Below are 24,715 nucleotides of genomic sequence, written 5' to 3'. Positions count from 1 at the left end.
CGCGTCAGAAACGGCGCGACGCCGGGCGGGGAGGCACGACAGGCCTCCCCCCCCCGGCGTCGCGGGGGGACTTCGCAGGTCAGCTGACCGTGGCGGTGGACAGCCGCGGCGCCTGGCCGGGTCCGGGTGGCACTGGACCGGGGTGAAGTCGTGTGCGGGAAGTCGACCCCGCCGACTCCCCGCACAGAGGCACCGACCGACCTTTCCTCACCCCGCCCGCAGCACTTCCCGGTACCACCGCGCCGACCTCCGCCACCCCTCCGGGAACGCGACCCCGGGCGGCTGGCCGAGGTCGGCCCACAGCCGGGTGCCATCGAACACGTGATCCGTCGTCAGCATGTCCAGCGAGGAGCTCGGCAGCCCCCGCGCGGCCAGCGCGGCCCGCGCCGTCTCCGCGTCGATCCGGCCGGCCGGGCAGGCGATCGCCCCGCACGCGGCCACGGCCCGCAGCAGCGCCGCGATCGCCACCGGCTCCGGGTGCGCCGCGTGGTAGACGGAGGCGCTCAGCGTGCCCGCCGGGGCGAGGCCCGCGGCCACCAGCAGCCGGGCCAGGTCCGTCACCGCGATCATCGAGGTCCGGGCCGGCCAGCCGTCCACGGTGCCCGGCAGTGCCCGCAGGATCCCGGCGATCCCGGGGCCGACCCATGCGTCGCCGGAGCCGTACACCAGGTGCGGCCGCAGCACGACGCCTCCGGCGCCGAGGACGGCGTCCTCGGCGCCGGCCCGGGTGCGGGAGGTGGCCGATCCCGGGTTGCGGACGAGGTCTTCCGGGTGGCTGCCGCGGAAGGTGCCGCGGCCGTACACGGAGGCGGTGCTGAGCTGGACGATGCGCCGCACGCCCGCCCGGCGGGCCTCGGCGACCAGGGCCGCGGTGCCGCGGGCGTTGACCGCCTCGTTGGTCTCGGCGTCGCCGCCGATCTGTGCGGCGCAGTGGATCAGGACGTCCACGCCCTCGCAGATCCCGGGCAGGCTCGCGGGTTCGGCCAGGTCGGCGTGGACGAGGTCGGCGGTGGGCTCGCAGGGGGTGCGGCGGTGGACCGTGAGCCGGAGTCGGGCGTGGTGCCGGCGGGCTTCACGGGCGACGTGTCCGCCGACGAAGCCGGCGGCTCCGGTGATCAGGACGGTGGGGGGCATCGCTGGTCTCTCGGTGCTCTGGTGCTGGTGGTTCGCGGGGTGGCGGGGTGGCGGGGTGGCGGGCTCGGAACCCTCAGGGCCGTACGGTGAGTTCGGCGGTGAAGACGGTCTCCTGGGACTGGCTGCCGGTCACCCGCACCCGGACGTCGCCGTCGGGGCCGGCCGGCGCCGGGTGGGCCTCGATCCAGCAGGGGGTGTCCAGTTCGGCGTAGCGGGCGAACTCGCTGCGTACGCCGAGCACGAGGGCGTCGGGCAGCCCGGTGGAGGCGTGCGCGGCCTGCCGGGCGGCTTCCAGCAGCACCATGCCCGGCACGTGGTCGACGGGGTGGTCGAAGTAGGTCGGGTGGGCGGTGTCGACCCGCAGCTCCCAGCGGTTCCGGCTGCCTTCCTCGGGCTCGGCGAGCACGACGTGCCGGGGGCTGCTGTGCCCGACCGCCACCGGAGCGAGGGCCGGGGACGTGGCGCGCGGGGCCAGGGTGGGCCGGTCGCCGCGCAGCCGCCGGAAGACGTGCGGGCTCATGCACCGGTACGCGGCGGAGGCGTCGGCGAGCGCCCTGCCGTCGCGCAGCACGGTGACGTCGTAGCGCATGCCCGCGAACCGGCCGGCCTTGCCACCGAGTTCGCGGCAGACGGTGCGCAGTTCGATCTCGGTGGGGGTGGGGCCCGCGAGGAGCAGGTCGGGTTCGGCGGTCACCGAGAAGTCGGTCAGCAGGAACTGGTGGCCGAAGGGCACGGCGAACTCGGCGTGGGCGAGCAGGGATCCGATCTGGCGCACGGACTCCATGAGCAGCATCGGGTCCTGGTGGACGCCCTCGCGGGCGAAGAGCGCGTGGCTGCGCGGCCATTGGGCGGTGACGGTGAAGGCGTGCTCGCGTTTCGCCCCCTCGCCTTCGGCGGTGGCCGTCCAGCCGGTCAGCAGGACCTCCGACACCGCGGCCCGGTGCACGTATTCGCGCGGGACGGTCGTGGTCAGCTTGGGCTCGCGTATGTGGGGGACGGTGCGACCGGCGACGTACGGCATGGACAGCGCTCCTGTCAGTTCCTGGGCAGGGGGGAGCGAGCCGTGACGTCGTCGTCATTCCCCCACGGCCGACGCGTTGCGCTCTAAGATACAGACATGTCAGTCCGGAATTTCACGTACGGATTTACTCTTCCTTTGCGACTGACCCCATCGCGCTCCAGGTCCGTCTCCTGGCCGGATTCGGTCCAGCGAGTGGATCACCAGGGTCCGCGGCGTCGACTTCCGCCTGGGGCACCCGCGACGGGGAATCGGTGACGGGGAATCGGTGACGGCACCTCCGCGACGGGCGCTCCCGCGTGGGCCCTTGCCGTCCACAGGGCTGGCCTAGTATACAGACAGGTCTGTTCATTAGGCGTGAAGGATTCGGCAATGGCCCAGCAGGAACGCGGCAAGAAGTCCAAGCGCTCGATCCTCGAAGCCGCCGCCCGTGTCTTCGACGAACGGGGCTACGACGCCGCGAGCACCAACGAGATCCTCGCGCGCACCGGGCTGACGCGTGGCTCGATGTACCACCACTTCCCCTCCAAGGAGGCCATCGCCCTGGCGCTGCTCGACGCCCACGGCGAGGCCCTGGCGGTGATCGACCACCCGGTGAAGGTCCAGTCCGTCATCGACCTGACCCTGACCTTCGCCGAACGGCTGCTGCACGACGCGGTGTTGCGGGCCAGCCTGCGGCTGACCATAGAGCGGACGTCCCTGCCCTGTCCGCCGCAGACCGCCTACGAGCAGTCCACCCGGACCATCCTGGCGCTGCTGCGCCAGGCCCAGGAGCAGGGCGAGATCCTGCCGGGCACCGATCTGCAGGAGGCCACCGAGACCATCGTCGGCTCGTTCACCGGCCTGCAGATCATGTCCCAGGCCTACACCGGCCGGGAGGACCTGGCCCACCGGGTCACCGCCTTCTGGCGTTTCATGCTGCCCGGCCTGGTCACCCCCGGCCTGATCGGCCGGTTGCGCATCACCCCGCCGCCGGTGGTCCCGCCGGCCGCCGACGCCGACTGACCGGCCCGGCACCACACCCACACCCCGCACCACTGCCCGCACGACCCCCCAGGGCGCGTCTTCTCAGGTCAAGGCCCGATACTGGCTGCCATGGCACGGGCACTGCTGATCGATGACGACTCCGAGCGCGGTTTCGGCTACCGTTTCGGACCGCTGTGACCATCGCCGACACCCCCGCTCCCCCACCCGAGCGCCCCAAGCCACTCCCGGACCCGCGCCCGCCCCGCCTGGTCCGCCTTCGCCGCGCCGTCGCCGGGCTGCGCCCGCGGCTGGTGGTCGCCTTCGTCGCCGTCGCCGCCCTGAGCGCCCTGGCCACCGCCGTGCTCACCTACCGGGCCGCGACCACCTCCACCCTGGACCTGACCAAGGACACCGCCCTGGACGAGCTGCGCCGCCGCATCGACATCCTCGCGCCGGCCCTGCCCTTCCCGCCGAACCAGAGCGAACTGGACCACCTGGCGAGCCAGTTGTCCGGCACCGGCGGCTTCCGCGACTGGCGCGTGCTGGCCTCCTACGGCACCGGCGCAGGCGCCGAGCACTCCCAGTGGACCCAGCCCGTGGCCGTCCCGCCCACCCTGGAGGCCACCGTCGGCCGCGGCCACGCCGCGTTCCAGCGCTTCACCGCGGGCGACGACCACCCCTGGCTCGCCGTCGGCGTCCCCGTCACCTACGCCACCTCCGGCCCCGCCGGTCCGGCCGGCGCCCCCTCCGGGCTGACCGTCTACGCCGTGCTGCCGCTCGACCGCGAGCAGAGCGCCGCCAACGCGCTGCTCGCCGGAGCCGCCGGGGCCGGGGTGCTGGTCGCGGTCCTGGCCGCCGGGCTGGCGCTGCTGGGAGCCCGCCAGGTCCTGCACCCGGTCCGGGCCCTGAGGGACGCCGCCCACGCCCTCGCCCAGGGCAAGCTGGACACCCGGCTGACCGTCACCGGGCACGACGAACTCGCCCAGCTCTCCAAGACCTTCAACCACACCGCCCGCACCCTCCAGGGCACCATCGAGGAGCTGCGCGCCATCGAGTCCCAGGGCCGACGGTTCGCCGCCGACGTCTCGCACGAACTGCGCACCCCGCTGGCCGCGATGCTCGCCGTCACCGACATCCTCGACGAGGACGCCGAACAGCTCCCGCCCGACACCGCCGCCGCCCTGCGCATGGTCAGCAACGAGACGCTGCGCCTGACCCGGCTGGTCAACGACCTGATCGAGATCTCCCGCCTGGACGCCGGGGCCGCCCCGCTGCGCGCCGAGTCCATCGACGCGGCCACCGCCGTCCGGGAGACCCTCGACCTGCGCGGCTGGATCGACCAGGTCGAGCTGGAGCTGCCCACCGCCCTGCCCGTACGGCTGGACCCGCGGCGCTTCGACGTCGTCGTCGCCAACCTGGTCGGCAACGCCCTGCGGCACGGCCGCCCGCCCGTCCGGGTCGCCCTGCGCGGTTCGGACGACGACCTCGTGCTCACCGTCACGGACAGCGGTCCGGGCATCCCGCCCGCCGAACTCCCGCACCTGTTCGACCGGTTCTACAAGGCCGACAAGTCCCGCGCCCGCTCCGAGGGCAGCGGTCTCGGCCTCGCCATCGCCCAGGAGAACGCCCGGCTGCACGGCGGCGTCATCGAGGCCGCCAACTCGCCCGACAGCGGCGCGGTGTTCACCCTCCTCCTGCCCCGCGGCCTGGACACCGAGGAGGACCAGTGACCACCCGTCGACGCCTTCGCCTGGCCGGAGCCGCCACCGCCCTGCTGCTGGGCGCCTGCGGCTGCTCGATCTCCACCACCGGCCCGGTGCGCAGCGGCCAGCCGGCCACCGGCATCGACCCGGGCACCCGGCTGTACTTCCTCGACCAGCACGGCATCCGGCTGGCCATCCGCTCCAGCGCCCACCGCGAGGATCTCCAGCAGACCCTGAACACCCTGGTCGCCGGGCCCGACCAGGCGGAGAAGCACTCCGGCCTCTACAGCGACCTCCCACCGAACGGCCGCGTCCAGGCCACCGTCACCCCCGACACGGTCACCCTGCGGCTGTCCTGGTCCGCCGCCTCGCTGTCCGCCCCTGCCATCCAGCAGCTCGTCTGCACCGCCGAGGACGCCCCGACCGCCGGCCCGGCGCCGAGGATCGCGATCGTCAGCAGTGACGCCCCCTCCGCCATCCACCAGGAGTGCGACCTGCACCGCACCGGCTGAGCCGGGAGACGTCGGGCCGAACCACGGCAGGGCCGAACCACGGCGAAACCAAGAAGAAGGGCAGAACCAAAGAGAAGACAGAACCAAAAAGAAGGCGGGACAAAAGAAGCGGCCGGTCGACTCGAAAGTCAACCGGCCGATCTCTGTGCGCGAGGGGGGAGTTGAACCCCCACGCCCTTTCGGGCACTGGAACCTGAATCCAGCGCGTCTGCCTATTCCGCCACCCGCGCATCTGGGTGATGGGTTAAGCATAGACCATCTGGAGGGGTACCTCTGACCACCCCGGAACGGCCGGCAGGCGACGCCGGTCACCGACGACGCTGCCACCCCGACCCGGCCCCGGGCGAGCGCTGCTGGCCGATTGGAGTGAGAGGCCGCGCGCCGGGCCCGGTGCCTGCTCGTTTCGGGCGTAGTTCGCCGCGCCGCCCGTCGGAGGTCTGTGCACGCTTGACCAGGGCCCGGAAGCCCGCACGGCGTCGACCGCACCGGTCCGCCGTCCCCCCGGCCCATCACCGCACCGACGGGAGCACAGCATGATCGGGACCCCCGAGCCCTTCGATGACGCCGCGGGGCCGCCGCCCCTGCCGGGTTGCGCCGAGGACGCGGCCGCCGCGCTGAAGCAGATGTTCGTGGACCTGACCCAGGGCGCCCGGATGGCCCGCGGCCAGGACCCGGTCAAGCGGCCGGTGTTCCTCAAGCCGCACGGCGTCGCCCGCGGCACGCTCACGGTCGCCGACGACCTGCCGGCGGAGCTGCGCGTCGGTTTCCTGGCGGCCGCCCGCACCCGGCCCGGCGGCCTGGAGGCCTGGGTGCGGTTCTCCAGCGACACCGTGCCCGGTCTGCCCGACCTCAAGACCACCCTCGGCGTCGGCCTCAAGCTGTTCGGCGTGCCCGGCCCGAAGCTGCTGGAGGGCTACACCGAGGCCGACACCCAGGACCTGCTGCTGCAGAACCACGACGTGTTCTTCGTGGACACCGCCCAGGACATGTGCGAGTTCACCAAGGCCGGTGTCATCGACGGCAGTTACGACAAGTACCTGGCAGCCCACCCGATCACCGCCGGGATCCTCGACGACATGGCCAAGTCCGAGGCCAGCGTGCTGACCGCCGTCTACTGGGGCGTGCTCCCCTACGCCTTCGGGCCCGACCGCTTCGTCAAGTACAAGCTGGTGCCCGCCGGTTGCGAGCCGGGCGACCCGTCCGCCACTCCGCCCGACGAGGACCCGACCTACCTCGCCGCCGACCTGGTCCACCGGCTCGGGGCCGGCCAGGCCGCCTTCGACCTGATGCTCCAGTTCCGCACCGACGACGAGAAGATGCCGCTGGACATGGCGACGGTGCGCTGGGAGGAGTCCGAGAGCCAGCCCGTGAAGGTGGCCCGGCTGACCCTCCAGCAGCAGGACGTCACCGCGCGCGGCCAGGCCGCGTACGGCGAGAACCTCTCCCTCAACCCCTGGCACGGCCTCGCCGAGCACCGCCCGATCGGCAGCATCTCCGACGTGCGCAGGACGGTCTACCTGGCCTCGGCCGAGCAGCGCCGCAACGTCAACGGCGTCCCGACGGCCGAGCCCGGCCCGGCCCGCCCGCAGCTCACCCCGCCGCCGGCCCGCGACACCCGGATCGTCCGGGCCGCCGTGCACCCGGCGATCGGCGTGGCCCGGGTCGGCGACAGCATGATGGACGACTTCGTCCTCGCCCCCGAGGTCGACGACCCGCCCCCGCTGCCCGTCGGCAGCTACAAGGACGTCACCGGCGCCCTGAAGCGCCAGGCCGTCCGGTTCCGGGTCTACGGCTACAACGCCGCCGGCGAGCCGGTCGCCGAACTGACCGCCGACAACGCCGACCTGCGCTGGAAGGTGCACGTCGTCAACTCCAAGGCGGCCTGGTACCAGTTCCAGATCGCCCTGGACATCCCGGAGGCGGGCCAGGCCGACCCCAGCAATCTGCGCAACCCCAAGATCCAGGCCGACCAGCGCAAGGACCTCCTGGTCATCGACCCCGGCCCCCGCTGGGTGCGCGGCCGCAACCGCTCCGCCCGGCCCGAGTACCGCTTCGACACCGGCACCTTCATGGGCAAGCCCGTCTACCTCGGTGAGCTGCGCACCGACGACAGCGGCCGGCTGATCTTCCTCGGCGGCCGGGGCGTCTCGGCCTCGGCGACCGGCACACCGGCCGACACCTTCGCCAACAACGACGGCTGGCACGACGACGTCTCCGACGGCCCGGTCACCGCCGAGGTGAGCATCGACGGCCGCCCGATCCCGGTCGAACCGGCCTGGGTCGTGACGGCCCCGCCCAACTACGCGCCCGAACTCACCTCGGTGCGCACCATGTACGACCTGATCTGGGACGCCTTCGTCACCGAGGGCCGACTCCCCGAGCCGCCGCAGGTGTCCTTCACCTGGGACGTCCTGCCCGTGCTGCGCGGCCTGTGCGGCCTGCAGTGGGTCAACAAGGGCCTGGCCACCCAGTTCGGCTTCGACGGCCGCGAGGACCTGCTCACCGGACTCGGCGATCTGTCGGATCCCTCGCCGGTGCAGCGGGAACTGCGTCGCCAGGTCTGGCTGGCCGTCCGTAACTACGACCGCGACGGCATGTCACCCGTGCCCTGGCCGGCCGTCTACGGCGACGCGATGAACATCCCGCCCCAGTCGGTCCGGCAGCACGTGACGCTCTCCGCGCTCCAGTACCGGCTGCTCAAACGGTGGGCCGACGGGGACTTCGTCAACGACTACGACCCGCACGCCGCGTCGCCCACCACCCTGGACGACGTCCCGTTCGCCGACCAGCCCGCGACCGTGGACCGGGCAGCACTCTCCTTCTGCCTCGCCGACGCCTTCCACCCCGGCTGCGAGCTCACCTGGCCGATGCGCCACACCACCATGTACACCACCCCCTTCCGGATCCGTCACCGCGACCCGAACGCGCCCGATCCCTCCTACGGCCCCACGCTCACCCCGGCCATCGCGCTCTCCTTCGACGGCCCGATGTACGCCCAGGCGCCGGGCGACCTGACCCGGTGGATGGCCGTGCCCTGGCAGACCGACACCGCGAGCTGCCGGGCCGGCTACGAGTACGGCTCCGGGCTCGGCCCGTACGACCCGTACCTGCCCACCTTCTGGCCGGCCCGGGTGCCCAACCACGTGCTCGCCGAGGAGGACTACGAGGTCGTGCTCGACACCTCCCGGCCGATCGCCGACCGCCTGGCCGCGTTCCAGAAGCGCCGGACCTGGCTGCGCTGGCTTCCCCACGACTACGTGGCCGCCATCAACACGATGGTGCAGGACTTCGGCAAGCTCGGCGTGGTCGAACGCCGCCCCGGCCCCACCGACGACCCCCGGCTCCCGGCGGAACTCCTGGTGGAGTCCGAGGTGAGCTTCCCCCGCGAGCCCGCCCCGCCGGCCGGGCGCAACCTGGTCACCGTGCACGTGGAACGCGGCGCCGACCCGGTCCTGGGCGCGGCCGCCCTGGCATCGGCGATCACCATGGCGGAGGCCCCCGACGAGGAGGTCTCGGCCGGGTTCATCGACAAGGTCAAGCGCCTGCGGCCCAGCCGGTGACCCACCTTGACGCCGTCGTCGCGGGCGGCGGTCCGGCGGGTGCCGTGGCGGCGCTCGTCCTGGCCCGGGCCGGCCACCGCGTCCAGTTGCTGGACGACGGCGGCCCGGGCCGGCAGGTCTTCAAGATCGGGGAGTTCCTGCCGCCTGCGGTTCGGCCGCTGCTGGCCGACCTCGGCTTGCTGGACGAGTTCCTCGCCACGGGTCATCCGGTGTCCACGGGGACGTACGCGGCGTGGGGGTCGGAGCGGCTGCACGGTCGCAGCCACCTGTTCGACCCGTACGGGCACGGCTGGCACCTCGACCGGCTGCGGTTCGACTCCTTCCTCAGGGACGCGGCCGTCGCGGCCGGCGCCGAGCTGCGGCAGGCCAGTGTGCTGGACCGGGTCGGCGGCGGTCTCGTCGTCCGCGAGCGGGCCACCGGTGCGGTGCGGGAGGTCTCGGCCCGCTGGACGGTGGACGCGACCGGCCGACGCTGTGTCATCGGGCGGCGGGGCGGACGTCGTCGGCGGCAGGATCGGCTGGTCGCCGCGTACGCGGTGTTCCCGGACGGCGATCCCGAGGCCAGGACCCTGGTGGAGGCGGTGGCGGACGGCTGGTGGTACACCACCCTCGTCCCGGCCGGGCGTCTGGTCGCCCATCTGACCGACGCCGATCTGGTGGACCCGTCGCTGCGCACTCCGCAGGGTTTCAGGGCGGCGCTCGGCCGCACCGAGCACGTGCGGCGTCGGGTGGCCGGGCGGGGTCCGGGCGCAACTCCCGTGCCGCGCTGGGCTCCGGCCCACGGCCTGCGGCTCACGCCGTCGGCCGGTCCGGGCTGGGTGGCGGCCGGGGACGCGGCGCTCGCCTTCGACCCGCTGTCCTCGCAGGGCATCCTCATGGCGCTGCACACCGGTGCCCGGGCGGGGCGGGCCGTAGCCGACTGCCTCGCCGACGAGGGGCGGACGACCGCCGCGCTCGCCGACTACACGGCGTTCCTGGACGGGATCGCGACGGCCTACCGAAGTAACCATGCGCATGCGTACGAGCAGGAGCGGCGTTGGCCCTTGAGCCCTTTCTGGGGTCGCCGCCGAACGGCGATCAGCCGCTCAGCGGCCTAGCCTGAAAGAGCCGAAACGTTCGCCCAAGGGGGTCAGTCATGACTACTCCGACGGGCGCCGTGCTGGATGCCGTGGAGGTCACCCAGTCCATTCAGGACCTCCAGCACGACGTCACCCTGATCGCCGGCAAGGTCACCGTGATCCGCGCCTACGTGAACGGCGCGAGCGGCCCCGCCATCGGCGTGACAGGCACCGTGACCCTGCTCCGGTCGGCCACGGATCCCCCGATCACCGTCACCTCGGCCAACACCGTCTCCCTCGATCCGACCGCGCCCAAGGACGTGCCCACCCGCCGGGCCGACGCCGGCCTGAGCCTCAACTTCGTCGTGCCGGCCGCACTGACGACCGCCGGAGGACTCATGGTGAGCGCGATCTCCCTGACCGACACCCTGACCGGTGCCAACGTCCCGTTCACCGGGCCCACCAGTGGCCCGGCGGTCTGGTTCCACGACTCCCCGCCGCTGCGGGTGCGAGTGCTGGGGCTGAGCTACACGATGGGGAACCCTCCGGTCACCTACACCCCGCGCGACATCGACTACAACTTCCTGATCAGCTGGCTCAAGCGCGCCTACCCGGTGGCCGACGTCATCGAGGCGCCGCACGCCATCATCAACGCCACGGCCACTCCGCCCTTCCAGTGCACCGACACCAACGCCCAGCTCGCCGCCATCCGCGCCCTCGACATCAGTGCGGGCGTCGACCGGCGCACCCACTACATCGGCCAGGTGGCCGACGGGGGGTTCTTCCTGCGCGGATGCGCCTCCGGCGTGCCGGACACACCCGACCCCACCACCGTCGCCTCCTCGCCCTGTGGCGCGGCGACCTGGAACTGGGACTTCGACGGTTCCTACGCCGACTGGTACGGCGGGCACGAACTGGGCCACACCTACGGCCGCAAGCACCCGGGATTCTGCGGTGAATCGCAGGATGACCTGCAGAACTACCCGTTCCAGAAGGGACAGCTTGCCGACACCCCGAACAGTTTCTGCGGGTTCGACGTGGGCGATCCCCGGCTGAACCTGCCGATGGCCGCCAAGCCGGGGGTGGATTGGCACGATGTCATGACCTACTGCAACTACCAGTGGCCGTGCAGCTATACCTACGAGGGCATCCGCCAGCGGCTGGTGGCGGAGGACACCCTTGCGGCCGGCGCCCCGGCACCGGCGGGCACTCCGGCGGCAGCCGCGCCCGTCTCAGCGGCCCCCCGCGAACTGAGAGTCACCACGGTCGGCGGCGGAGGCCGTCCCGACGAGCGGTTCCCGAAACTCTCGGTGACCGCCGCGCCGACGCCGGCGCCCGCCATGGCAGCGATGGGGGAGGGGCCCGGGGGCGGGCAACTCGTCAGCGTGGTGGGAACGGTCGACCTCACCAGCCGCAACGGCGCGATCAAATTCGTCAACCCGGTGCAGGCGACGGCCGGGCCGCCGGCCCAGGCCGGGCAGGCCGATGGGGCCGGACCGGACGGCGAGGTCCCGGTGGCGCTACGGGTCCAGCAGGCCGGCGGCGGGGCGCCGATCGACTTCCCGATCACGGTGAAGCTCACGTCCGACCCGGCGCCGGGGCAGGAGAAGACCGGCCTGGTCGATGCGGTCGTGCCGGTCGGGACCAACCCCGCGTCGGTCGAACTGCTCGTCGGCGGGCAGGTGGTGGACACCTTCCGCCCGGCGGCCCCGCCGCCGGCGCTACAGGGAGCTCGTCAATCGACGGCGGGGGAAGGCAAGTTCGGGCTGGCTCTGGACTTCGGTGCGGCCCCGATGGACGGCCACACGTTCGCCACGCAGGTCAGCACGGATGGCGGGAGGATCTGGCACACGATCGGGGTCGGGCTGAAGGACCCCGTGATCACGGTTGATCGGACTCAGTTCCCGCCCGGGACGGAGGTGAGGGTGAGGGTCATCTCGACCAACGGCTTCACCAGCACGACGTCGGACATCGAGAGCTTCCGGGTGTGAGCACTACACCGGGAAGTCACCGGCCTGGACGCCCGAGAGAAAGGACGCCCAGGCCGAGGCGGGGAAGGTGAGAACCGGGCCGTGCGGGTCCTTGGAGTCACGCACGGGGACGGCGCCGGGGAGAAATCCGGGGGCTACCTCGATGCAGTTGCCGCCGTCGTTGCCGCTGTAGCTACTCTTCCGCCAGGCGAAGGCCACCTCAATGCAGTTGCCGCCGTCGTCGCCGCTGTAGCTGCTCTTCCGCCAGGTCACCATAGCCAGCTCCTCGGAGGCCTTACGCCGGAAGGTCGCCCTCGCGGACGGCCGCTACGAAGGCTTCCCAGGCGGCGGCCGGGAAAACGAGGACCGGGCCGCTGGGGTCCTTGGAGTCACGCACTGGGACGGCGCCGGGGAGGGATCCGAGGGCTACCTCGATGCAGTTGCCGCCGTTGCCGCCGCTGTAGCTGCTCTTTCGCCAGACGGTCTCGTCGAGCCTGTTCCTCGTCATTTCTGAACCCTTCCAGCGCATCGGCGATCAGCGCAAGCGAGTCGGCTACCGACAGTGCCTCCCCGTGGAGCAGATCATAGCTGCGGCGATGCCGAGCCACGGTCGCCGGAACGTCGCTGGAATGGCCTCGATCGAGGCTCTCGGAGTACACCCAGGTCCGCCCGTCTGGCATCTCCAGAAACACCATGGAGGTGTTGACGACAGCTGGCCGACGAGTGAACGGCACAACCTGGATAATCACATTCGGAAGCTCCGCAACAGCTAGCAGGTGTTCCATCTGGCGCCTCATCACACGCGGCCCGCCGAAGACCGTCCGGATGGCGCTCTCATCGAGGATCACCAACAGGAGCGGTCCATCAGCCTCCAGGAACCGCTTTTGCCTCGCCAATCGAGCTGCCGTTCGTTCCTCGATGACGTCAGGCATGCCAGCCGCATCACTTACCGAGAACACCGCCTGCGCATACTCGCGACACTGCAACAGCCCGTTCACCACCGCGAGTTCCACGGCCTTGACGGCCACAGCTTCGGCTTCCATGTCGACATGGCTCTGGAACCAGTCCGGGTGCTCGACCGTCGCGTTCCAGTCCACCCGGCGCCAAAGCCGCTTCAGCGCCCCGCCAGTCCCGAGCAGCTCGTCCACGCGCTCGACCATCTCTGGAGCCATGCGCCGCTGGCCGCTCTCGTAGCGCGTGATGCTCACCCGCGTGCAGTGCAGGAGCTTGCCCAGATCCTCCTGCGTATAGCCAGCCGATTCCCGGTAGAACCGTAGCTCTTCGCCCCACATGACCGCCGAACTGGCCGTCAGTTCTGTCTTGAGTCGCCTATGTACCACGCCAGTCCCCCTCACGTACCGCATGTAACCGGTACCTGATTTCGGCCATCACCGTACCTCCACACCCCGATCATTGATACCGGAACGCAATCCTATGCATGCGCAGCGTGACAGCGCGCTCCGTTCGTACGCCCCCTTCCGCCCCCTCCGAGGTACCCCCATGCTCAAAACCCACCGCCCCCGCACGTTCGCCGCGCGCCTCGACTCCCGCACGGAGTCCACCCCCCTCGCGCGCCACCTCCTCCGCGCGTACCTCGCCGCGCTCCCCGCCGGCGACCGCTACTGCGACATCGCCGAGCTCCTCCTCGGCGAGCTGTTCGCCAACGCCGTCCAGCACTCCGACGCGCCCTCGGACCGCCTGATCGAGATCCGGTTCGCCCTCATCAACTCCCGCCTGCGCCTGGAAGTCCACGACGCCGGCAGCGGCCGCCCCACCCTCCACTCCGCCTCCCCCGACGACGAGCGCGGCCGTGGCCTCTTCCTCGTCAACGAACTCGCCGAGCGCTGGGGCTGCTGCCCCCGAGCGGGCGGCATCGGCAAGTTCGTCTGGGCCCTGGTCGCGCCCTCCCTCTCCCCCGCCACCGTCCCCGCCCTCGCGATCTGAACGGAGGCACCCCCATGCGACTCGCCCTTACCGCCCGGCACCTCCTCCACACCGGCCGCACCCCCGCCGAGGCCTATGCCGCCCTCGCCCGCCGGACCGGCGACCCCCTGCGTTCCGCCCGCGCGGTCTGCGCCGCCCTCGACATCCCGGCCGCCGACACCACTCGCCGCCTCGACGACTGCTACGGCGCCCTGCTCGCCAACCCGCGCCCCGACTCCGAGGCCGACACCGGCGAACTCCTGGAAGCCCTCGGGGTGTTCGACATCCCCAAGACCCTCGACGCCCGCGACCTCGCCGTCGTCGACCTCTTCCTCGCCGCGATCGACGCCATGGGCGGCATCCGGGCCGGCCACCAGCACGGCCTGGCCCGCTGGTTCACCACCGGTAACCTCACCGCCGCCTACCTCTCCCTGGCCGCCGCCCAGCCCCTCCCCCGCACCGGCGACCCGGCCCACTACTGGACCACCCTCGTCACCGTCGGCGAGCTGCTCTCCTCCTCCCCCACCCCCGACCCCCGCATCAAACCCGCCCTCACCCACTGCCGCACCCGCGCCGCCCAGGCCACCGCCCCTGGATGACTGATGCCAAAGGTCGATGGCCGTAGCCGGTCAGTGAGCACGTCATGAGCTGTCCGCTGTGGTCGTTGTGCCGGATCCCGGCGGTCAGCGCGGCGCTCGGTCAACGGCGCCCACCTCGTCCCGCTCGTCCGCGCCGGAGCCCGCTTCGAACGCGGCCCGCTGGTCGAGTGCGGGGCCCTACACCAGGTCGCTGATGACCGGGTGGTCCGTCGAGAGCGGGCAGATGAAGATGCGCATGGTCTCTCCCCGCCCGAGTACGACGTCGGTCGGCTCCTGGCGCTGACGCCGATCGCGTGAACCACCTTCGAGGAAGCCGACCGGAGCCCAGCTTTCCGTGCCGCCGTCCCATTCCCTGCTGGCGACCGCAGCGACGAAGCGCATCCCGCTGCCGCACGTGTCGCACCGCACCGGGCCGAAGTAGCCCTGATAGTTCCAGGGTTCATGGCCACCGAGCTTCCAGCCCGGGGCGGTCGAGAGGTCCCAGGAGTAGCGGGGGTCGTACTCCTCGGGGTCGTCGGGGTCACCGAAGGTCGCCATCTCCCATTCCTCGACTCCGGCTTCGAACTCCTCGCCCAGGGCGCCCGGGTGCGGGTACTCGGTCACCGGCTCCGGCCGCAACAGGCACGGGGTGGGCAGATAGCCGGGCTCACCGATGGCCACCGGCTCCGGCGGGGTCAGGAAGCGGTCTCCCAGGTCACCGGTGTGGCGGTAGCGGACCTGGACCCACGGGCCGGCGATTCCGTTGTAGGACGTCGCCGGATCGTCGTAGACGTGCTGGAACGGGCACCACAGGATCTGAAGGATGTCCGTGCCCTCCGGAAAACCGTCGTACCAGGGCACGTCGTGCGCATACACCTGCATCACGGGCAGCAAGGGCCACGACGCGTCCGCGGGTATCCGGTCCCAGGTGATCTCACCGTGGTAGGCAAACCTTGTCGACCGATCACCTCGGACGTTGGCGGGGCGATGGGGCTGCCGGCGCATCGGATGACGGCCACCCGGACAGGTCGGCCACGCCTCATCCTCCGGCCAGGCCGGCGGCCCTCCCACGGAGCTGTCACGCGGACCCGGATCCGCCGCCGCAGGGTGCAGCCGGACCGCTGTCCGCGCATGGGCGGCGAGCTCGGGAAAGACCGAGGCGACATCCAACGGCCGCGGCGGAGACACCGGGGCTTTCATCGCCACCCCCGACGGATTCCCGCGTAGCCGACACGGCCGACAGGAAGACCATCGGACGGCCATGACGTCTGGGCCGGACAAGCAGGCATTTCCTTGATCACGCGCGGAATCGTACGCAGGCCCGTTCTTCCGCAACAGGGAGCCTGCGACTTCCCGCGCAGCAGACCCCACCCTGAGCGCCGCACCCACACCACCGAGATTCCAGCCCGAGAGCCCCTGGGGGGGCGGGCCACGCTCGGACAGAATCGCGATGACTTCCGGCGCGAAGCCGTCTACTGTCCAGCGGATGAACGCCCAGGCCACCGAACCCACCGACACACCGGCCGTCACCGTCCACTCCCGGGACGACTCCTGGGAAGCCTCGGTCACCATCTGGCTGGAGGCCGGGGCGCAGCTGGCCGCCTTCGCCTCGGACATCCGCTGGTTCCTCGACCCCGGCACCGCGCTTGGGGGTCCTGCGTGTTCGTCGTGAAGACGTACCGCCGGAACGCGGCGGTCGATCACGACCGTCACGAGTTCAGCCTCCTGGGCAAGCGGCAGAACAGCGGGCTGGTCCCCGCACGCCCGATCACCACCGGGGTGCGCTCCCGCGCGGTCCTGGAACTGCACCGGAACCACGGCCGTACGCGTTCCGCAGCCCTGTTGGGCGGCGAGTTCACGCCGGGCGAGGGCGACCGGCTGGACTGGCGGGTCAGATACTTCGAGACCGTCCGGCCCGCGCCGCGGCGAGGACTCCTGCACGGGCCGCTGCTGCCGGGCCTGCCCGAAGGGCTGGACGACGCCGTGTCGACCGGCCTTCGCGCCGACCTGTACAGCGACGCCCTGCCGGCCGGCCGACTGGTGATCGACCGCGCGGGCTACGACCAGGACTCCTCCCCGCTCCTGTTCGAGGCAGCCGCCGAACTGCTGCTGCACGTCCTGCTCGCCGGCGCCTTCGGGGCGCCCGTCCAACCGGTGGTCACGTCCTGGGTGGCCACCGGAGGAACCCCCACCGCGCTACCCGGCCCCGACAGCGCGTCGACCGCGCGCTGCGGTTAGCAGTTCCGGGCCCCGCAGTTCCGGGCCCCACAGTTCCGGGCCCCACAGCTCCGGGCCCCACAGCTCCGGGCTTCGCCGCCTCATGTCGATGGCGGCCTACCGCGCGCGTCACCTGTGATCACTCAGGAAGGCGGGGATCTCCTCGCGAGTGGGGTAGTTCGGCAGAGGTGCCGGCTCGTCCTGGAGGAAAGCGGTGATGACAGCGGCGGCTCGGTCGTTGTTGTCGTCCAGGCCGTTCCACAGGTGATGCCCGACTCCGGGCATGTACTGGGTGCGCTGGACGGCGGGGTCGTCGGCGAGGACGGTGGTCTCCTGCTCGCGCACCTTGGGGGAGCACTCGGCGATCATCAGCATGGTGGGCGTCTTCGATCGCCCCAGTTGCGGGGCGATCGAGGGGGAGTCCATCACCGTCTGCTGGACGCGCAGGCTGGCGACGGGGCTGAAGGAGAAGTTCCGTGGCGTGTCTTCGGACGGGATGCGGTGCGCGTCCCGCGCGCAGTAGTCGGATGCGGTGTCGCTGCCGAGGTCAGCGGCGGTGAACGCGTTGTCGCCTTCGGCCTGTCCGATCAGTCCGGTGTCGGGGGTGAGGAGTCCGAGCTTCATGAGGCCGAACGCCACGGCGTACCGGGGTATGTGCGTCGATCGCGGTCCGACCATGCCCGGTGCGAGGTCGCGCGCGGACGGACGCCCGGTGTTCCCGGTGATGCGCGATGTGGGGCCGTCCATCGGGCCGGGCTCGGCGATGATCGCCCGGTGCAGGTGTGTGGCGACGGAGGGGTCGGCCAGGGCTCGGGTGAGCACGACCCCGCCTGACGAGAATCCGAGGACGTCGACGTCGCCGTTGCCCAGACGGTGGATGAAGGCGTCCAGGTCACGGACCGACCTGGAGATCGTGTACTGCTCCATGGGGAGCAGGTCGCTGCGTCCGCCGCCGGCCTGTTCGTAGGCGTAGACGTCGTAGCCCCGGCCTGCCAGGAGTTGCAGGAACCGGTGGTCGAGCAGCGACACGCCGCGAACCGGCCCCCCGTTGAGGTACACGAGCGGGATCGGGTGCCGGGCGCCGGAGCCCGCAGGCGGGTAGTGGTACACGGCGACCCTGCTGCCGGTGTCCAGGGTCCAGTGCTGTACGGCCACGAAGGGCAGGTCGGGCGGGTACTGCCGGGTCGTGGGCGCGGTCGGGACACAGACCGTCGCCGTCAACGCCGCCGCGACGGCCACTGGCCCGAACAGCCTGAGCTTCGCCGCCCGGCTACGGCCCCGGCTCCGCCACAGTGCGGCGGCGGAAGCGACTCCGAGGGTCGTCAGCCAGGCGGCGAGTCCCGAGCCGGCCCCGTCCGTGAGGACGATCAACGCGAGAAAGACAACAGCCAGTGCCGCGACGGCGGTCAGCGCCAGCAGTAAGCGTCCGGTGAATCGGACGAGGCGCATGCCGAATGTGTCCATGGTGCCCCCCAAGTTTCAGAACACTGTTTCAAAACGACGTTATCAGAGCGGGTAGGCTTCTCGTCATGGGCAGACCGAGGACGAACGACGAAGCGGTCAAAGAGCGGCTCGTGGCGTGTGCGACCGAGATGCTGGCCACGGGCCCGCGGGAGTCGGTCACGGTCCGCGCCGTGGCGGCCGCCGCCGACACGTCGACGACGGCGGTGTACTCGCTGTTCGGCGGCAAGGACGGACTGATCGGAGCGGTGCGCGACCGGGCTGTCGCCGGCCTGTTCCAGGACTTGTCGGCGGTGCCGGCCTCGGCGGAACCCCTCGACGACCTCTATGCCCTGGCCATCGCCTACCGGCGATGGGGGTGCGGACACAGCCACCTGTACACGGTGCTGTTCGGAGGGGCACAGTCCTTCGATCCGTCGGGCGCCGTCGGCACCCGTGACCCCGTCCGGCCGCTCATCGCGGCGATCGACCGGGCCGTGGCACGTTCCGCCCTCGACGGCGAGGCGACGTCGATCGCCCTCTCACTGTGGGTCACCCTGCACGGCCTCGTGACGCTCGAACTGGCCGGAGCCCTCGACGCCCGCACGGCCGAGGTCGCGTTCCGGGCGACGGTCCGGGCCGCGCTGCGCGGGTGGGCGACCCCTGCGGTGTTCCACAGCCTTCGCCAAGCCGAACTCGCCCCCTGAGCAGCCGCCGTGCGCGGCCACCGAGCCTGCCGCCCTGCGCAGGAAGTCGGCGCGGCCGACTTCCTGCGCAGTGTCCGCGAAAGCGCCTACGGGTTCACGCCCTCGACGTTCTCCGCCTGGGGCCCCTTCTGGCCCTGGGTGATCTCGAAGGAAACGGCCTCCCCCTCCTCAAGGCTCTTGAACCCCTGCTTCTTGATGGCCCTGAAGTGCACGAACACATCGGCGCCACCACCGTCCGGGCTGATGAACCCGAACCCCTTCTCCGCGTTGAACCACTTCACCACGCCGGTCACTCGCTCGCTCACGCTGTCGCCAATCTCGCTCGAATGTCGATCGACGGCCCCGGAACTCCGGCCGCCCACGCCACCTTCCCCGCCCCGGCCCCCGGTCGCGGGGATGCTCGCCGGGATGGCGCCGAAGGTGTCAGGGCCGGATGCCTGTTCGCCCCGGCGCCACCCGTGCGGGTGAGATGCCGTGTCGCCGCTTCGGGGCCCGCCGTCCGGTCTGGAGACTGGCCGGACCAGTTGCACCGAAGGAAGGATTGTGATGGCGGACGAGCTGTACGCGACGCTGAAGACCGACCAGGGCGACATCGTGATCCGGCTGCTGCCGAACCACGCCCCGAAGACCGTGCAGAACTTCGTGGAGCTGGCCCAGGGCGAGCGGGAGTGGGTCGACCCGAACACGGGCCGGCCGAGCAGGGAGCCGCTGTACGACGGCACGGTCTTCCACCGCGTCATCGACGGCTTCATGATCCAGGGCGGCGACCCCCTGGGCAACGGCACCGGCGGGCCCGGCTACGAGTTCGCCGACGAGTTCCACCCGGACCTGGCGTTCACCGAGCCCTACCTGCTGGCGATGGCCAACTCCGGGCCGGGCACCAACGGCTCCCAGTTCTTCATCACCGTCGCGGCGACCGTCTGGCTCACCGGCAAGCACACCATCTTCGGCGAGGTCGTCGATGACGCCGGCAAGAAGGTCGTCGACGCCATCGGCGCCAGGGCCACCAACCCCCGCAACGACCGCCCGCTGGAGGACGTGGTCCTCAAGACGGTGCTCATCGAGACCCGCTGAGCGCGGCGGGCCCGTCGGTGGACGCCGACGGGCCCGCCGGCGCGGAAACCCACGTGCACTGGGCCGTTCGGCTCGGCCACACTGGCCGGATGACCGCCGACGCCATCCCGACACCACAGCACCGGGCCCTCGGACATGTGGCCGCACTGTCGTCCGGCCCGCCGGTGGACCCGTCCCTGCGGGTGACCCTCAACTTCCATCCGGACCGCGCGGCCCACGGCCGGCCGATCCTGGAGGCCCTGGCCGAGGGCGGCGTCTACGTCTCCCAGTTCACCACCGGGACGAGCAACGGCGGTCTGACCGCCCACCCCGGCGGGGACCGGTGGCGCTGGGAGAGCCGGATCTTCAACGGCGCCTACGACGACGCGCCTTCCGCCGAGCGCCCCGTCTACGGGGCACTGAACTTCCGCCACAAGCCGTTCGGCGCCGCGCCGCGCTTCGGCTCCGCCCACTTCCGGCTCACCGCCGAGGCGTTGGGGCGCACCACCTTCTGCTACCCGGACAGCTGCGTGGACCCCTCGGACTTCGGCGTCGCGGACCGCATGGGGCTGATCGAACTCGCCCTGGCCGACACCCAGGACCACCTCGACGACTACATCGAGGCGCAGGTGCACGGACCGGTGCGCACGGCCCACGACGTCGAGGCCCTGGTCCTGGACCCCTGCTACCGGGGCACGGCCGTCGAGGAGGCCGCCCGACGGCTCCCCTGTCCACTGGAGTGGCACGCCGGCTTCCGGCTCACCGCGCAGGAGCTGCACCGCCATCCCACCTTCCGTGGACCGGAGTTCGTCGACCTGGGCGCAGAGATCGCCGTCGACGGCGCGCTCGATCCCGCCGTCATCGGAGCTGCCGCCGCCACCGGCCGCCATGACCCGCAGGCGGTCAAGAAGGTCTGGCACTACCTCGCGCGCTTCGGAGCGCCCGTGTCGTCCTGATCGCCAACTACCCGCCCCGACGCGGAGGATGGAGTTAGGCTGTCGACATGGTTGCAAACTACAAAGAAGAAGTGGCCATGCCCGACGCGGAGTTCATCAGCGCCCCCGCCCTGATCCTCCGGTCCCTCTCCGCCGACCCCGGCCGGTTGGCCATCACCACCGCCGACGGGGTCAGGATCACCGCCGGCGAGTTCGCCGCCGCCACCTACCGCCTCGCCCACGAGCTCATCGCCCGCGGCGTGACCCGGGGCATGACCGTCGCCCTGCTCACCGGCAACACCGCCGAGGCGCTCAGCGCCCGCTACGCCGCCGGCATCGCGGGCGCCCGCCTGGTGAACCTGTACGACGGTATGAGCGCCCCGATCCTGGCCGAGATCGTGACCAGCGTCGACACCGCCGTCCTGCTGGTGGACGTCGAACGGTACGCGACGGCCCCCGAGGTGCTCGCCCTGGTCGACGTGCCGACCGTCCTCACCCTGGGCCCCGGCCCGGAGGCCGTCGGCGAGGACGTGATCGCCGCCTCCGCCCACCGCCCCGCCCAGCCGCCGGACGTCCGGATCGGCCCGGACGACGACCTGGGCATCCGCCACACCGGCGGCACCACCGGCATCCCCAAGGGCATCGTCAGCCTGCACGGCCCCTACCGCAGCTCCTTCGACGTCCCGTTCGGCCAGGAGCGCGCGGCGCCCCGCCTGCTCGCGGCCACCTCGCTCGCCCACCTCTCCGGCGTGCTCACCGATCTGACGCTCCACCACGGCGGCTCGGTGGTCATCCAGCGCTCCTTCGACCCCGGCGAGGTGCTGGCCGCCATCGAGCGCGAGCGCATCACCGACCTGTGGGTCCTGCCCCCGCTGCTCTACCGGCTGCTGGACCACCCGGCGATCGCCGGCACCGACCTGTCCAGCCTGCAGCGGGTCGTGTACGGCGGCTGCGCCTCCTCGCCGACCCGCATCCGCGAGGCGCTCATGGTGTTCGGGCCGGTCCTGTGGAGCGCCTACGGGATGTCGGAGGCGCAGTACATCACCCAGCTCTCCCCGCAGGAGCACGACCGGGTCGGCCACGGCGGCCAGATCTCGGTCGGCCGGCCCCTGCCGGGCGTCGAGGTGGTGATCCGCTCCGCCGACGGCGCCGAGCTTCCGACCGGCGAGCAGGGCGAGATCCACGTCCGCTCGGCCACCCTCATGGCCGGGTACTGGAAGCGGCCCGACCTCACCGCCGAAGTACTGCGCGACGGCTGGCTGAACACCGGTGACATCGGCTACTTCGACGCGGACGGCTACCTCTACCTGGCCGACCGGCTCAAGGACCTGATCATCGTGGTCGGCGGGCACGTCTACCCCTCCGAGGTGGAGGACCTGCTGCTCACCCACCCGGCGATCGCCCAGTGCGCCGTCTTCGGCGTCCGCGACGCCCAGCAGGCCGAGCACGTCCACGTCGCGGTCGTCCCCGCGCCGGGGCAGCGACCGCAGCTGGAGGACGTCCGCGCGTTCGTCACCGCGCACAAGGGCCGGATCTACGCACCGGAGGCCCTGCACCTGGTCACGGAGATCCCGCTGACCTCGGTCGGCAAGCCGGACAAGAAGCGGCTGCGCGACTCCCTCGCGGTCTGAACCCGCCCGGGGCCGGGGACGCTCACCGAAACCGCACCGAACCCCGCGCAGATCCCCATCGGACTTCACCCCACCGTGGGGTTTGACTCAACGAACCCCGGCCCCGCTGCCGAGAAGCCAACGGGGGGTGGCGGCGCTGAGGGCCGCCACCCCTCCGCTCGCCACCCCTCAGCCACCCCTGCGCTCACCACCCCGCCGCTCCCCGCAGCTCACTCCTCCGAGCTCTCGGTGCTCTCGGTGCTCCCGGTGCTCTCGACGCAGCATCGCACGAAGTCCCGCACCACCGGGTTGCCGTCGTCCACCGGTGCCCAGGCGACCCCGATCCGGCTGGGACTGACACCGCTCACCGGCCGGTAGACGATCCCGGGCCGGGCGTAGAAGCGGGCCGTGGACTCGGGGGCGAGCGCGACCCCGTAGCCGTTGGCGATGGCGCTCAGCCAGTCGTCGGGCTGGTCCACGACGGCGCCGATCCGCACCGGGCGCCCCTCGCGCTCGCCGGCGGCGACCCAGTAGTCCCGCCAGGCGCCGGTCTCAGCCGGGGCGGCGACGAAGGGCTCGTCCCACAGCTCCCGGAACGGGACCACCTCCAGGGCCGCCAGCGGGTGCGCCGAGGGCAGCGCCACCCAGCGCGGCTCGACGGACAGTTCGGCCACCCGCAGCCGCTCCTGCCCGGGGAACGGCAACCGCAGCAGCGCCGCGTCCACCTCCCCGTCCGCCAGGCCCGCCGTGGGGTCCGACCAGGTGGTGGCGTGCCGCATGTCGACCCGCCAGCCCGGGCGGCGGCGGGTGAACTCGGCGACGATCCGCGGGGTGGCCTCGTTGGCGGCGCTGGCCAGGAAGCCGATCCGAAGGACACGTTCGGCCCGGCTCGCCGCGGCCCTGGTCTCCCGCAGCGCGACGTCCCAGGCCGCCAGCAGCGCGGGCGCCCGCGCGGCCAGGGCGCAGCCGGCCTCGGTGAGCGCCATCCCGGCCCGGGAGCGGACGAACAGCGGGGTGCCGAGGCTGTTCTCCAGCTGCCGGATCTGCTTGGTCAGGGCGGGCTGGGAGACGTACAGCCGCTCCGCCGCACGGGTCAGGCCGCCTTCCTCCGCGACGGCGGTGAAGTAGCGCAGCAGCCGGGTGTCCACATCCATTCCATCAGGTTATGGAAGCAGGTATTGGACGCAAGACGAGGGGCTGACGAGGCTGGACGGCGAGCAAGCACCCGTGTCAGCGACGAAGGAGTCCCATGTCCATCGCGTACGTCTTCGTGGCGGTCGCCGCCATCGCCGCCAACGCCGGAATCGCCGCCGCGGACTTCGCCGGGGCACCCTTCGTCCTGGCCAACTCCGCCGAGGTGAACGTCCCGAGGAGTTGGATCCCGCGGCTGGCCGCGCTCAAGGCCGCCGGGGCCGCCGGGCTGCTGATCGGCCTGGTGGCCTTCCCGCCGCTCGGCATCGTCGCCGCGGTGGGCCTGGTGCTGTTCTACATCGGCGCCGTGGCCACCCACGTCCGCACCCGGGTGCTCCACAACCTCTACTTCCCCGCCGGCTACCTCACCCTGGCCGTCGCCACCCTCGCCCTCTCCGCCGCCCGCTGACGGGCCGATCAGGCCGCCACCGCACACACCTTGGTGCGGCCGTCCGTGCGGCCGTCCAGCGCCGCGAACTCGGCACCGTAGCGGCCGGCGCGGAGGACCGCTTTGCCCCTGTTACACGGCCCCGAGGAACTCCCGCACGGCGGCGGCGAGTTCGTCGGCGGCGGTGATCGGCAGCAGGTGGTCGCCGACCAGCTCGACCCCGCTCAGGCCGCGCCGAAGTGCCGCTTGGTGTCGGCGATCAGCTTCTTCAGGAACGCCGTCCCCGGAAGGTCCGTCAGCGCGGCCGGGCGGGCCAGCAGCGGGTTCGGCTCGAAGGCGAAGGTCCAGGTGAACCGGGTGCCGTGGGCGTTCGGCCGGACCACGTAGTCCTCCCCGAACCGCCGGTACAGCGGCAGGCTGGCCTCCGTGACGCAGAACGAGTGCCGCGTCCCCTCCTCCCACCGCACGAACTCCTCCCGCAGGTGCAACAGCCCTGCCGCGGTGATCTCCCGTGTCGTCCCCACCCCGTGCGGCGCCGCCGAGGTGTACCGCCCACCCGCGAGGCCCCGGCACCACGCCAGCGGCGCGTCCCCGGCCAGCCCCCGCCAGACGGTCTCCGGCGCCACCGGCAGGTCCATCACGTACGAGTGCCGGTGCGGCGCGGTCTCGAAGAAGGACGGGTCGAAGCGTTCGAGCGTGAACCAGGCCATCGGATCTCCTCCTGTGACGGGCCCTGTGACGGGCATTCGCCC

Annotated in this window: 25 protein-coding genes and 1 tRNA gene; 15 read left to right on the top strand and 11 right to left on the bottom strand. The window is 72.0% G+C overall.

Annotation, left to right across the window (positions count from 1 at the left end; genetic code table 11):
* Positions 1 to 207 precede the first annotated feature (207 nt).
* A complete protein-coding gene (locus ABZW30_RS16250) occupies positions 208 to 1,134 on the bottom strand; it encodes an NAD-dependent epimerase/dehydratase family protein (RefSeq protein ID WP_355671745.1) in 927 nt (308 codons plus the stop codon).
* A 73-nt stretch (positions 1,135 to 1,207) separates the two neighbouring features.
* Positions 1,208 to 2,155, bottom strand: coding sequence for a ScbA/BarX family gamma-butyrolactone biosynthesis protein (locus ABZW30_RS16245; protein WP_355671744.1), 948 nt, complete (start codon positions 2,153 to 2,155; stop codon positions 1,208 to 1,210).
* Positions 2,156 to 2,524: 369 nt separating this feature from the next.
* Here ABZW30_RS16245 and ABZW30_RS16240 point away from each other — a divergent pair, with 369 nt between their 5' ends.
* From ABZW30_RS16240 to ABZW30_RS16230, 3 genes are all read left to right on the top strand, one after another.
* A complete protein-coding gene (locus ABZW30_RS16240; protein ID WP_355671743.1) occupies positions 2,525 to 3,157 on the top strand; it encodes a ScbR family autoregulator-binding transcription factor in 633 nt (210 codons plus the stop codon).
* A 155-nt stretch (positions 3,158 to 3,312) separates the two neighbouring features.
* Positions 3,313 to 4,848, top strand: coding sequence for a HAMP domain-containing sensor histidine kinase (locus ABZW30_RS16235; RefSeq protein ID WP_355671742.1), 1,536 nt, complete (start codon positions 3,313 to 3,315; stop codon positions 4,846 to 4,848).
* Positions 4,845 to 5,333 carry a GerMN domain-containing protein gene (locus ABZW30_RS16230; protein WP_355671741.1) on the top strand — a complete coding sequence of 163 codons (489 nt, stop codon included), beginning with the start codon at positions 4,845 to 4,847 and terminating at the stop codon, positions 5,331 to 5,333. Before ABZW30_RS16235 ends, ABZW30_RS16230 begins: the two co-directional genes overlap by 4 nt.
* A gap of 146 nt (positions 5,334 to 5,479) precedes the next feature.
* Here ABZW30_RS16230 and ABZW30_RS16225 read toward each other — a convergent pair.
* A tRNA-Leu gene (locus tag ABZW30_RS16225) sits at positions 5,480 to 5,563 on the bottom strand.
* A 303-nt stretch (positions 5,564 to 5,866) separates the two neighbouring features.
* Between ABZW30_RS16225 and ABZW30_RS16220 the strand changes: the two genes are divergently transcribed.
* The 3 genes from ABZW30_RS16220 to ABZW30_RS16210 are packed head-to-tail and all read left to right on the top strand — an operon-like array spanning position 5,867 to position 11,942.
* Complete coding sequence (locus tag ABZW30_RS16220) at positions 5,867 to 8,893, top strand: LodA/GoxA family CTQ-dependent oxidase (RefSeq protein ID WP_355671740.1); 3,027 nt, start codon at positions 5,867 to 5,869, stop codon at positions 8,891 to 8,893.
* Complete coding sequence (locus ABZW30_RS16215) at positions 8,890 to 9,990, top strand: tryptophan 7-halogenase (RefSeq protein WP_355671739.1); 1,101 nt, start codon at positions 8,890 to 8,892, stop codon at positions 9,988 to 9,990. The genes ABZW30_RS16220 and ABZW30_RS16215 overlap by 4 nt, the downstream gene beginning before the upstream one ends.
* Positions 9,991 to 10,028: 38 nt before the next feature.
* A complete protein-coding gene (locus ABZW30_RS16210; RefSeq protein WP_355671738.1) occupies positions 10,029 to 11,942 on the top strand; it encodes a hypothetical protein in 1,914 nt (637 codons plus the stop codon).
* A gap of 3 nt (positions 11,943 to 11,945) precedes the next feature.
* On the opposite strand, the gene ABZW30_RS16205 is transcribed toward ABZW30_RS16210, so the two are convergent.
* The 3 genes from ABZW30_RS16205 to ABZW30_RS16195 are packed head-to-tail and all read right to left on the bottom strand — an operon-like array spanning position 11,946 to position 13,213.
* Positions 11,946 to 12,197 (bottom strand): DUF397 domain-containing protein, encoded by a 252-nt coding sequence (locus ABZW30_RS16205; protein WP_355671737.1) that lies wholly within the window; start codon positions 12,195 to 12,197, stop codon positions 11,946 to 11,948.
* 19 nt (positions 12,198 to 12,216) lie between these two features.
* Positions 12,217 to 12,357, bottom strand: a complete 141-nt coding sequence (locus ABZW30_RS16200; RefSeq protein ID WP_355671812.1) for a DUF397 domain-containing protein — start codon at positions 12,355 to 12,357, stop codon at positions 12,217 to 12,219.
* Positions 12,311 to 13,213 carry a helix-turn-helix transcriptional regulator gene (locus tag ABZW30_RS16195; protein WP_355671736.1) on the bottom strand — a complete coding sequence of 301 codons (903 nt, stop codon included), beginning with the start codon at positions 13,211 to 13,213 and terminating at the stop codon, positions 12,311 to 12,313. The genes ABZW30_RS16200 and ABZW30_RS16195 overlap by 47 nt, the downstream gene beginning before the upstream one ends.
* 208 nt (positions 13,214 to 13,421) lie before the next feature.
* Between ABZW30_RS16195 and ABZW30_RS16190 the strand changes: the two genes are divergently transcribed.
* Both ABZW30_RS16190 and ABZW30_RS16185 read left to right on the top strand, forming a co-directional pair.
* Positions 13,422 to 13,865 (top strand): ATP-binding protein, encoded by a 444-nt coding sequence (locus ABZW30_RS16190; RefSeq protein ID WP_355671735.1) that lies wholly within the window; start codon positions 13,422 to 13,424, stop codon positions 13,863 to 13,865.
* Between the two features lie 14 nt (positions 13,866 to 13,879).
* Entirely contained in the window at positions 13,880 to 14,443 is a 564-nt protein-coding gene (locus ABZW30_RS16185; protein ID WP_355671734.1) for a hypothetical protein, read from the top strand.
* A 177-nt stretch (positions 14,444 to 14,620) separates the two neighbouring features.
* Here ABZW30_RS16185 and ABZW30_RS16180 read toward each other — a convergent pair whose 3' ends face one another.
* Positions 14,621 to 15,628 (bottom strand): hypothetical protein, encoded by a 1,008-nt coding sequence (locus tag ABZW30_RS16180; RefSeq protein ID WP_355671733.1) that lies wholly within the window; start codon positions 15,626 to 15,628, stop codon positions 14,621 to 14,623.
* A gap of 244 nt (positions 15,629 to 15,872) precedes the next feature.
* Between ABZW30_RS16180 and ABZW30_RS16175 the strand changes: the two genes are divergently transcribed.
* Both ABZW30_RS16175 and ABZW30_RS16170 read left to right on the top strand, forming a co-directional pair.
* A complete protein-coding gene (locus tag ABZW30_RS16175; RefSeq protein WP_355671732.1) occupies positions 15,873 to 16,094 on the top strand; it encodes a DUF6228 family protein in 222 nt (73 codons plus the stop codon).
* Complete coding sequence (locus tag ABZW30_RS16170; protein WP_355671731.1) at positions 16,091 to 16,660, top strand: hypothetical protein; 570 nt, start codon at positions 16,091 to 16,093, stop codon at positions 16,658 to 16,660. The genes ABZW30_RS16175 and ABZW30_RS16170 overlap by 4 nt, the downstream gene beginning before the upstream one ends.
* 108 nt (positions 16,661 to 16,768) lie before the next feature.
* Here ABZW30_RS16170 and ABZW30_RS16165 read toward each other — a convergent pair whose 3' ends face one another.
* On the bottom strand, positions 16,769 to 18,088 hold the full coding sequence (locus ABZW30_RS16165; protein ID WP_355671730.1) for an alpha/beta hydrolase: 1,320 nt from the start codon (positions 18,086 to 18,088) through the stop codon (positions 16,769 to 16,771).
* Between the two features lie 80 nt (positions 18,089 to 18,168).
* Between ABZW30_RS16165 and ABZW30_RS16160 the strand changes: the two genes are divergently transcribed.
* The gene (locus ABZW30_RS16160; protein ID WP_355671729.1) at positions 18,169 to 18,786 is read left to right on the top strand and encodes a TetR-like C-terminal domain-containing protein; all 618 of its coding nucleotides are present in this window, start codon (positions 18,169 to 18,171) and stop codon (positions 18,784 to 18,786) included.
* Between the two features lie 86 nt (positions 18,787 to 18,872).
* Here ABZW30_RS16160 and ABZW30_RS16155 read toward each other — a convergent pair whose 3' ends face one another.
* A complete protein-coding gene (locus ABZW30_RS16155) occupies positions 18,873 to 19,091 on the bottom strand; it encodes a cold shock domain-containing protein (protein ID WP_355671728.1) in 219 nt (72 codons plus the stop codon).
* A 241-nt stretch (positions 19,092 to 19,332) separates the two neighbouring features.
* Between ABZW30_RS16155 and ABZW30_RS16150 the strand changes: the two genes are divergently transcribed.
* The 3 genes from ABZW30_RS16150 to ABZW30_RS16140 all read left to right on the top strand — a co-directional run bounded on the left by ABZW30_RS16150 (position 19,333) and on the right by ABZW30_RS16140 (position 22,405).
* Entirely contained in the window at positions 19,333 to 19,860 is a 528-nt protein-coding gene (locus tag ABZW30_RS16150) for a peptidylprolyl isomerase (RefSeq protein ID WP_355671727.1), read from the top strand.
* Positions 19,861 to 19,949: 89 nt separating this feature from the next.
* Positions 19,950 to 20,795, top strand: coding sequence for a DUF3626 domain-containing protein (locus ABZW30_RS16145; protein WP_355671726.1), 846 nt, complete (start codon positions 19,950 to 19,952; stop codon positions 20,793 to 20,795).
* A 47-nt stretch (positions 20,796 to 20,842) separates the two neighbouring features.
* Complete coding sequence (locus ABZW30_RS16140; protein ID WP_355671725.1) at positions 20,843 to 22,405, top strand: AMP-binding protein; 1,563 nt, start codon at positions 20,843 to 20,845, stop codon at positions 22,403 to 22,405.
* Positions 22,406 to 22,614: 209 nt separating this feature from the next.
* On the opposite strand, the gene ABZW30_RS16135 is transcribed toward ABZW30_RS16140, so the two are convergent.
* Positions 22,615 to 23,538 carry a LysR family transcriptional regulator gene (locus tag ABZW30_RS16135; protein ID WP_355671724.1) on the bottom strand — a complete coding sequence of 308 codons (924 nt, stop codon included), beginning with the start codon at positions 23,536 to 23,538 and terminating at the stop codon, positions 22,615 to 22,617.
* Between the two features lie 95 nt (positions 23,539 to 23,633).
* On the opposite strand from ABZW30_RS16135, the gene ABZW30_RS16130 reads away from it, so the two are divergent.
* Complete coding sequence (locus ABZW30_RS16130; RefSeq protein WP_355671723.1) at positions 23,634 to 23,984, top strand: DoxX family protein; 351 nt, start codon at positions 23,634 to 23,636, stop codon at positions 23,982 to 23,984.
* A 203-nt stretch (positions 23,985 to 24,187) separates the two neighbouring features.
* Here ABZW30_RS16130 and ABZW30_RS16125 read toward each other — a convergent pair whose 3' ends face one another.
* Positions 24,188 to 24,673, bottom strand: coding sequence for an SRPBCC family protein (locus ABZW30_RS16125; protein WP_355671722.1), 486 nt, complete (start codon positions 24,671 to 24,673; stop codon positions 24,188 to 24,190).
* Positions 24,674 to 24,715: the final 42 nt, after the last annotated feature.

The sequence above is a fragment of the Kitasatospora sp. NPDC004669 genome (genome assembly GCF_040609455.1).
In the GTDB taxonomy this organism is placed as follows: domain Bacteria; phylum Actinomycetota; class Actinomycetes; order Streptomycetales; family Streptomycetaceae; genus Kitasatospora.
This window is presented reverse-complemented; position numbering and strand designations above follow the sequence as displayed.

Coding starts and splice junctions, on each gene's coding strand:
- ABZW30_RS16240 (WP_355671743.1), top strand. CDS start 2,525: ATGGCCCAGCAGGAACGCGGCAAGAAGTCCAAGCGCTCGATCCTCGAA.
- ABZW30_RS16195 (WP_355671736.1), bottom strand. CDS start 13,213: ATGTGGGGCGAAGAGCTACGGTTCTACCGGGAATCGGCTGGCTATACG.
- ABZW30_RS16185 (WP_355671734.1), top strand. CDS start 13,880: ATGCGACTCGCCCTTACCGCCCGGCACCTCCTCCACACCGGCCGCACC.
- ABZW30_RS16245 (WP_355671744.1), bottom strand. CDS start 2,155: ATGCCGTACGTCGCCGGTCGCACCGTCCCCCACATACGCGAGCCCAAG.
- ABZW30_RS16190 (WP_355671735.1), top strand. CDS start 13,422: ATGCTCAAAACCCACCGCCCCCGCACGTTCGCCGCGCGCCTCGACTCC.
- ABZW30_RS16165 (WP_355671730.1), bottom strand. CDS start 18,088: ATGCGCCTCGTCCGATTCACCGGACGCTTACTGCTGGCGCTGACCGCC.
- ABZW30_RS16210 (WP_355671738.1), top strand. CDS start 10,029: ATGACTACTCCGACGGGCGCCGTGCTGGATGCCGTGGAGGTCACCCAG.
- ABZW30_RS16175 (WP_355671732.1), top strand. CDS start 15,873: ATGACTTCCGGCGCGAAGCCGTCTACTGTCCAGCGGATGAACGCCCAG.
- ABZW30_RS16160 (WP_355671729.1), top strand. CDS start 18,169: ATGGGCAGACCGAGGACGAACGACGAAGCGGTCAAAGAGCGGCTCGTG.
- ABZW30_RS16205 (WP_355671737.1), bottom strand. CDS start 12,197: ATGGTGACCTGGCGGAAGAGCAGCTACAGCGGCGACGACGGCGGCAAC.
- ABZW30_RS16125 (WP_355671722.1), bottom strand. CDS start 24,673: ATGGCCTGGTTCACGCTCGAACGCTTCGACCCGTCCTTCTTCGAGACC.
- ABZW30_RS16150 (WP_355671727.1), top strand. CDS start 19,333: ATGGCGGACGAGCTGTACGCGACGCTGAAGACCGACCAGGGCGACATC.
- ABZW30_RS16220 (WP_355671740.1), top strand. CDS start 5,867: ATGATCGGGACCCCCGAGCCCTTCGATGACGCCGCGGGGCCGCCGCCC.
- ABZW30_RS16145 (WP_355671726.1), top strand. CDS start 19,950: ATGACCGCCGACGCCATCCCGACACCACAGCACCGGGCCCTCGGACAT.
- ABZW30_RS16135 (WP_355671724.1), bottom strand. CDS start 23,538: ATGGATGTGGACACCCGGCTGCTGCGCTACTTCACCGCCGTCGCGGAG.
- ABZW30_RS16130 (WP_355671723.1), top strand. CDS start 23,634: ATGTCCATCGCGTACGTCTTCGTGGCGGTCGCCGCCATCGCCGCCAAC.
- ABZW30_RS16250 (WP_355671745.1), bottom strand. CDS start 1,134: ATGCCCCCCACCGTCCTGATCACCGGAGCCGCCGGCTTCGTCGGCGGA.
- ABZW30_RS16140 (WP_355671725.1), top strand. CDS start 20,843: ATGGTTGCAAACTACAAAGAAGAAGTGGCCATGCCCGACGCGGAGTTC.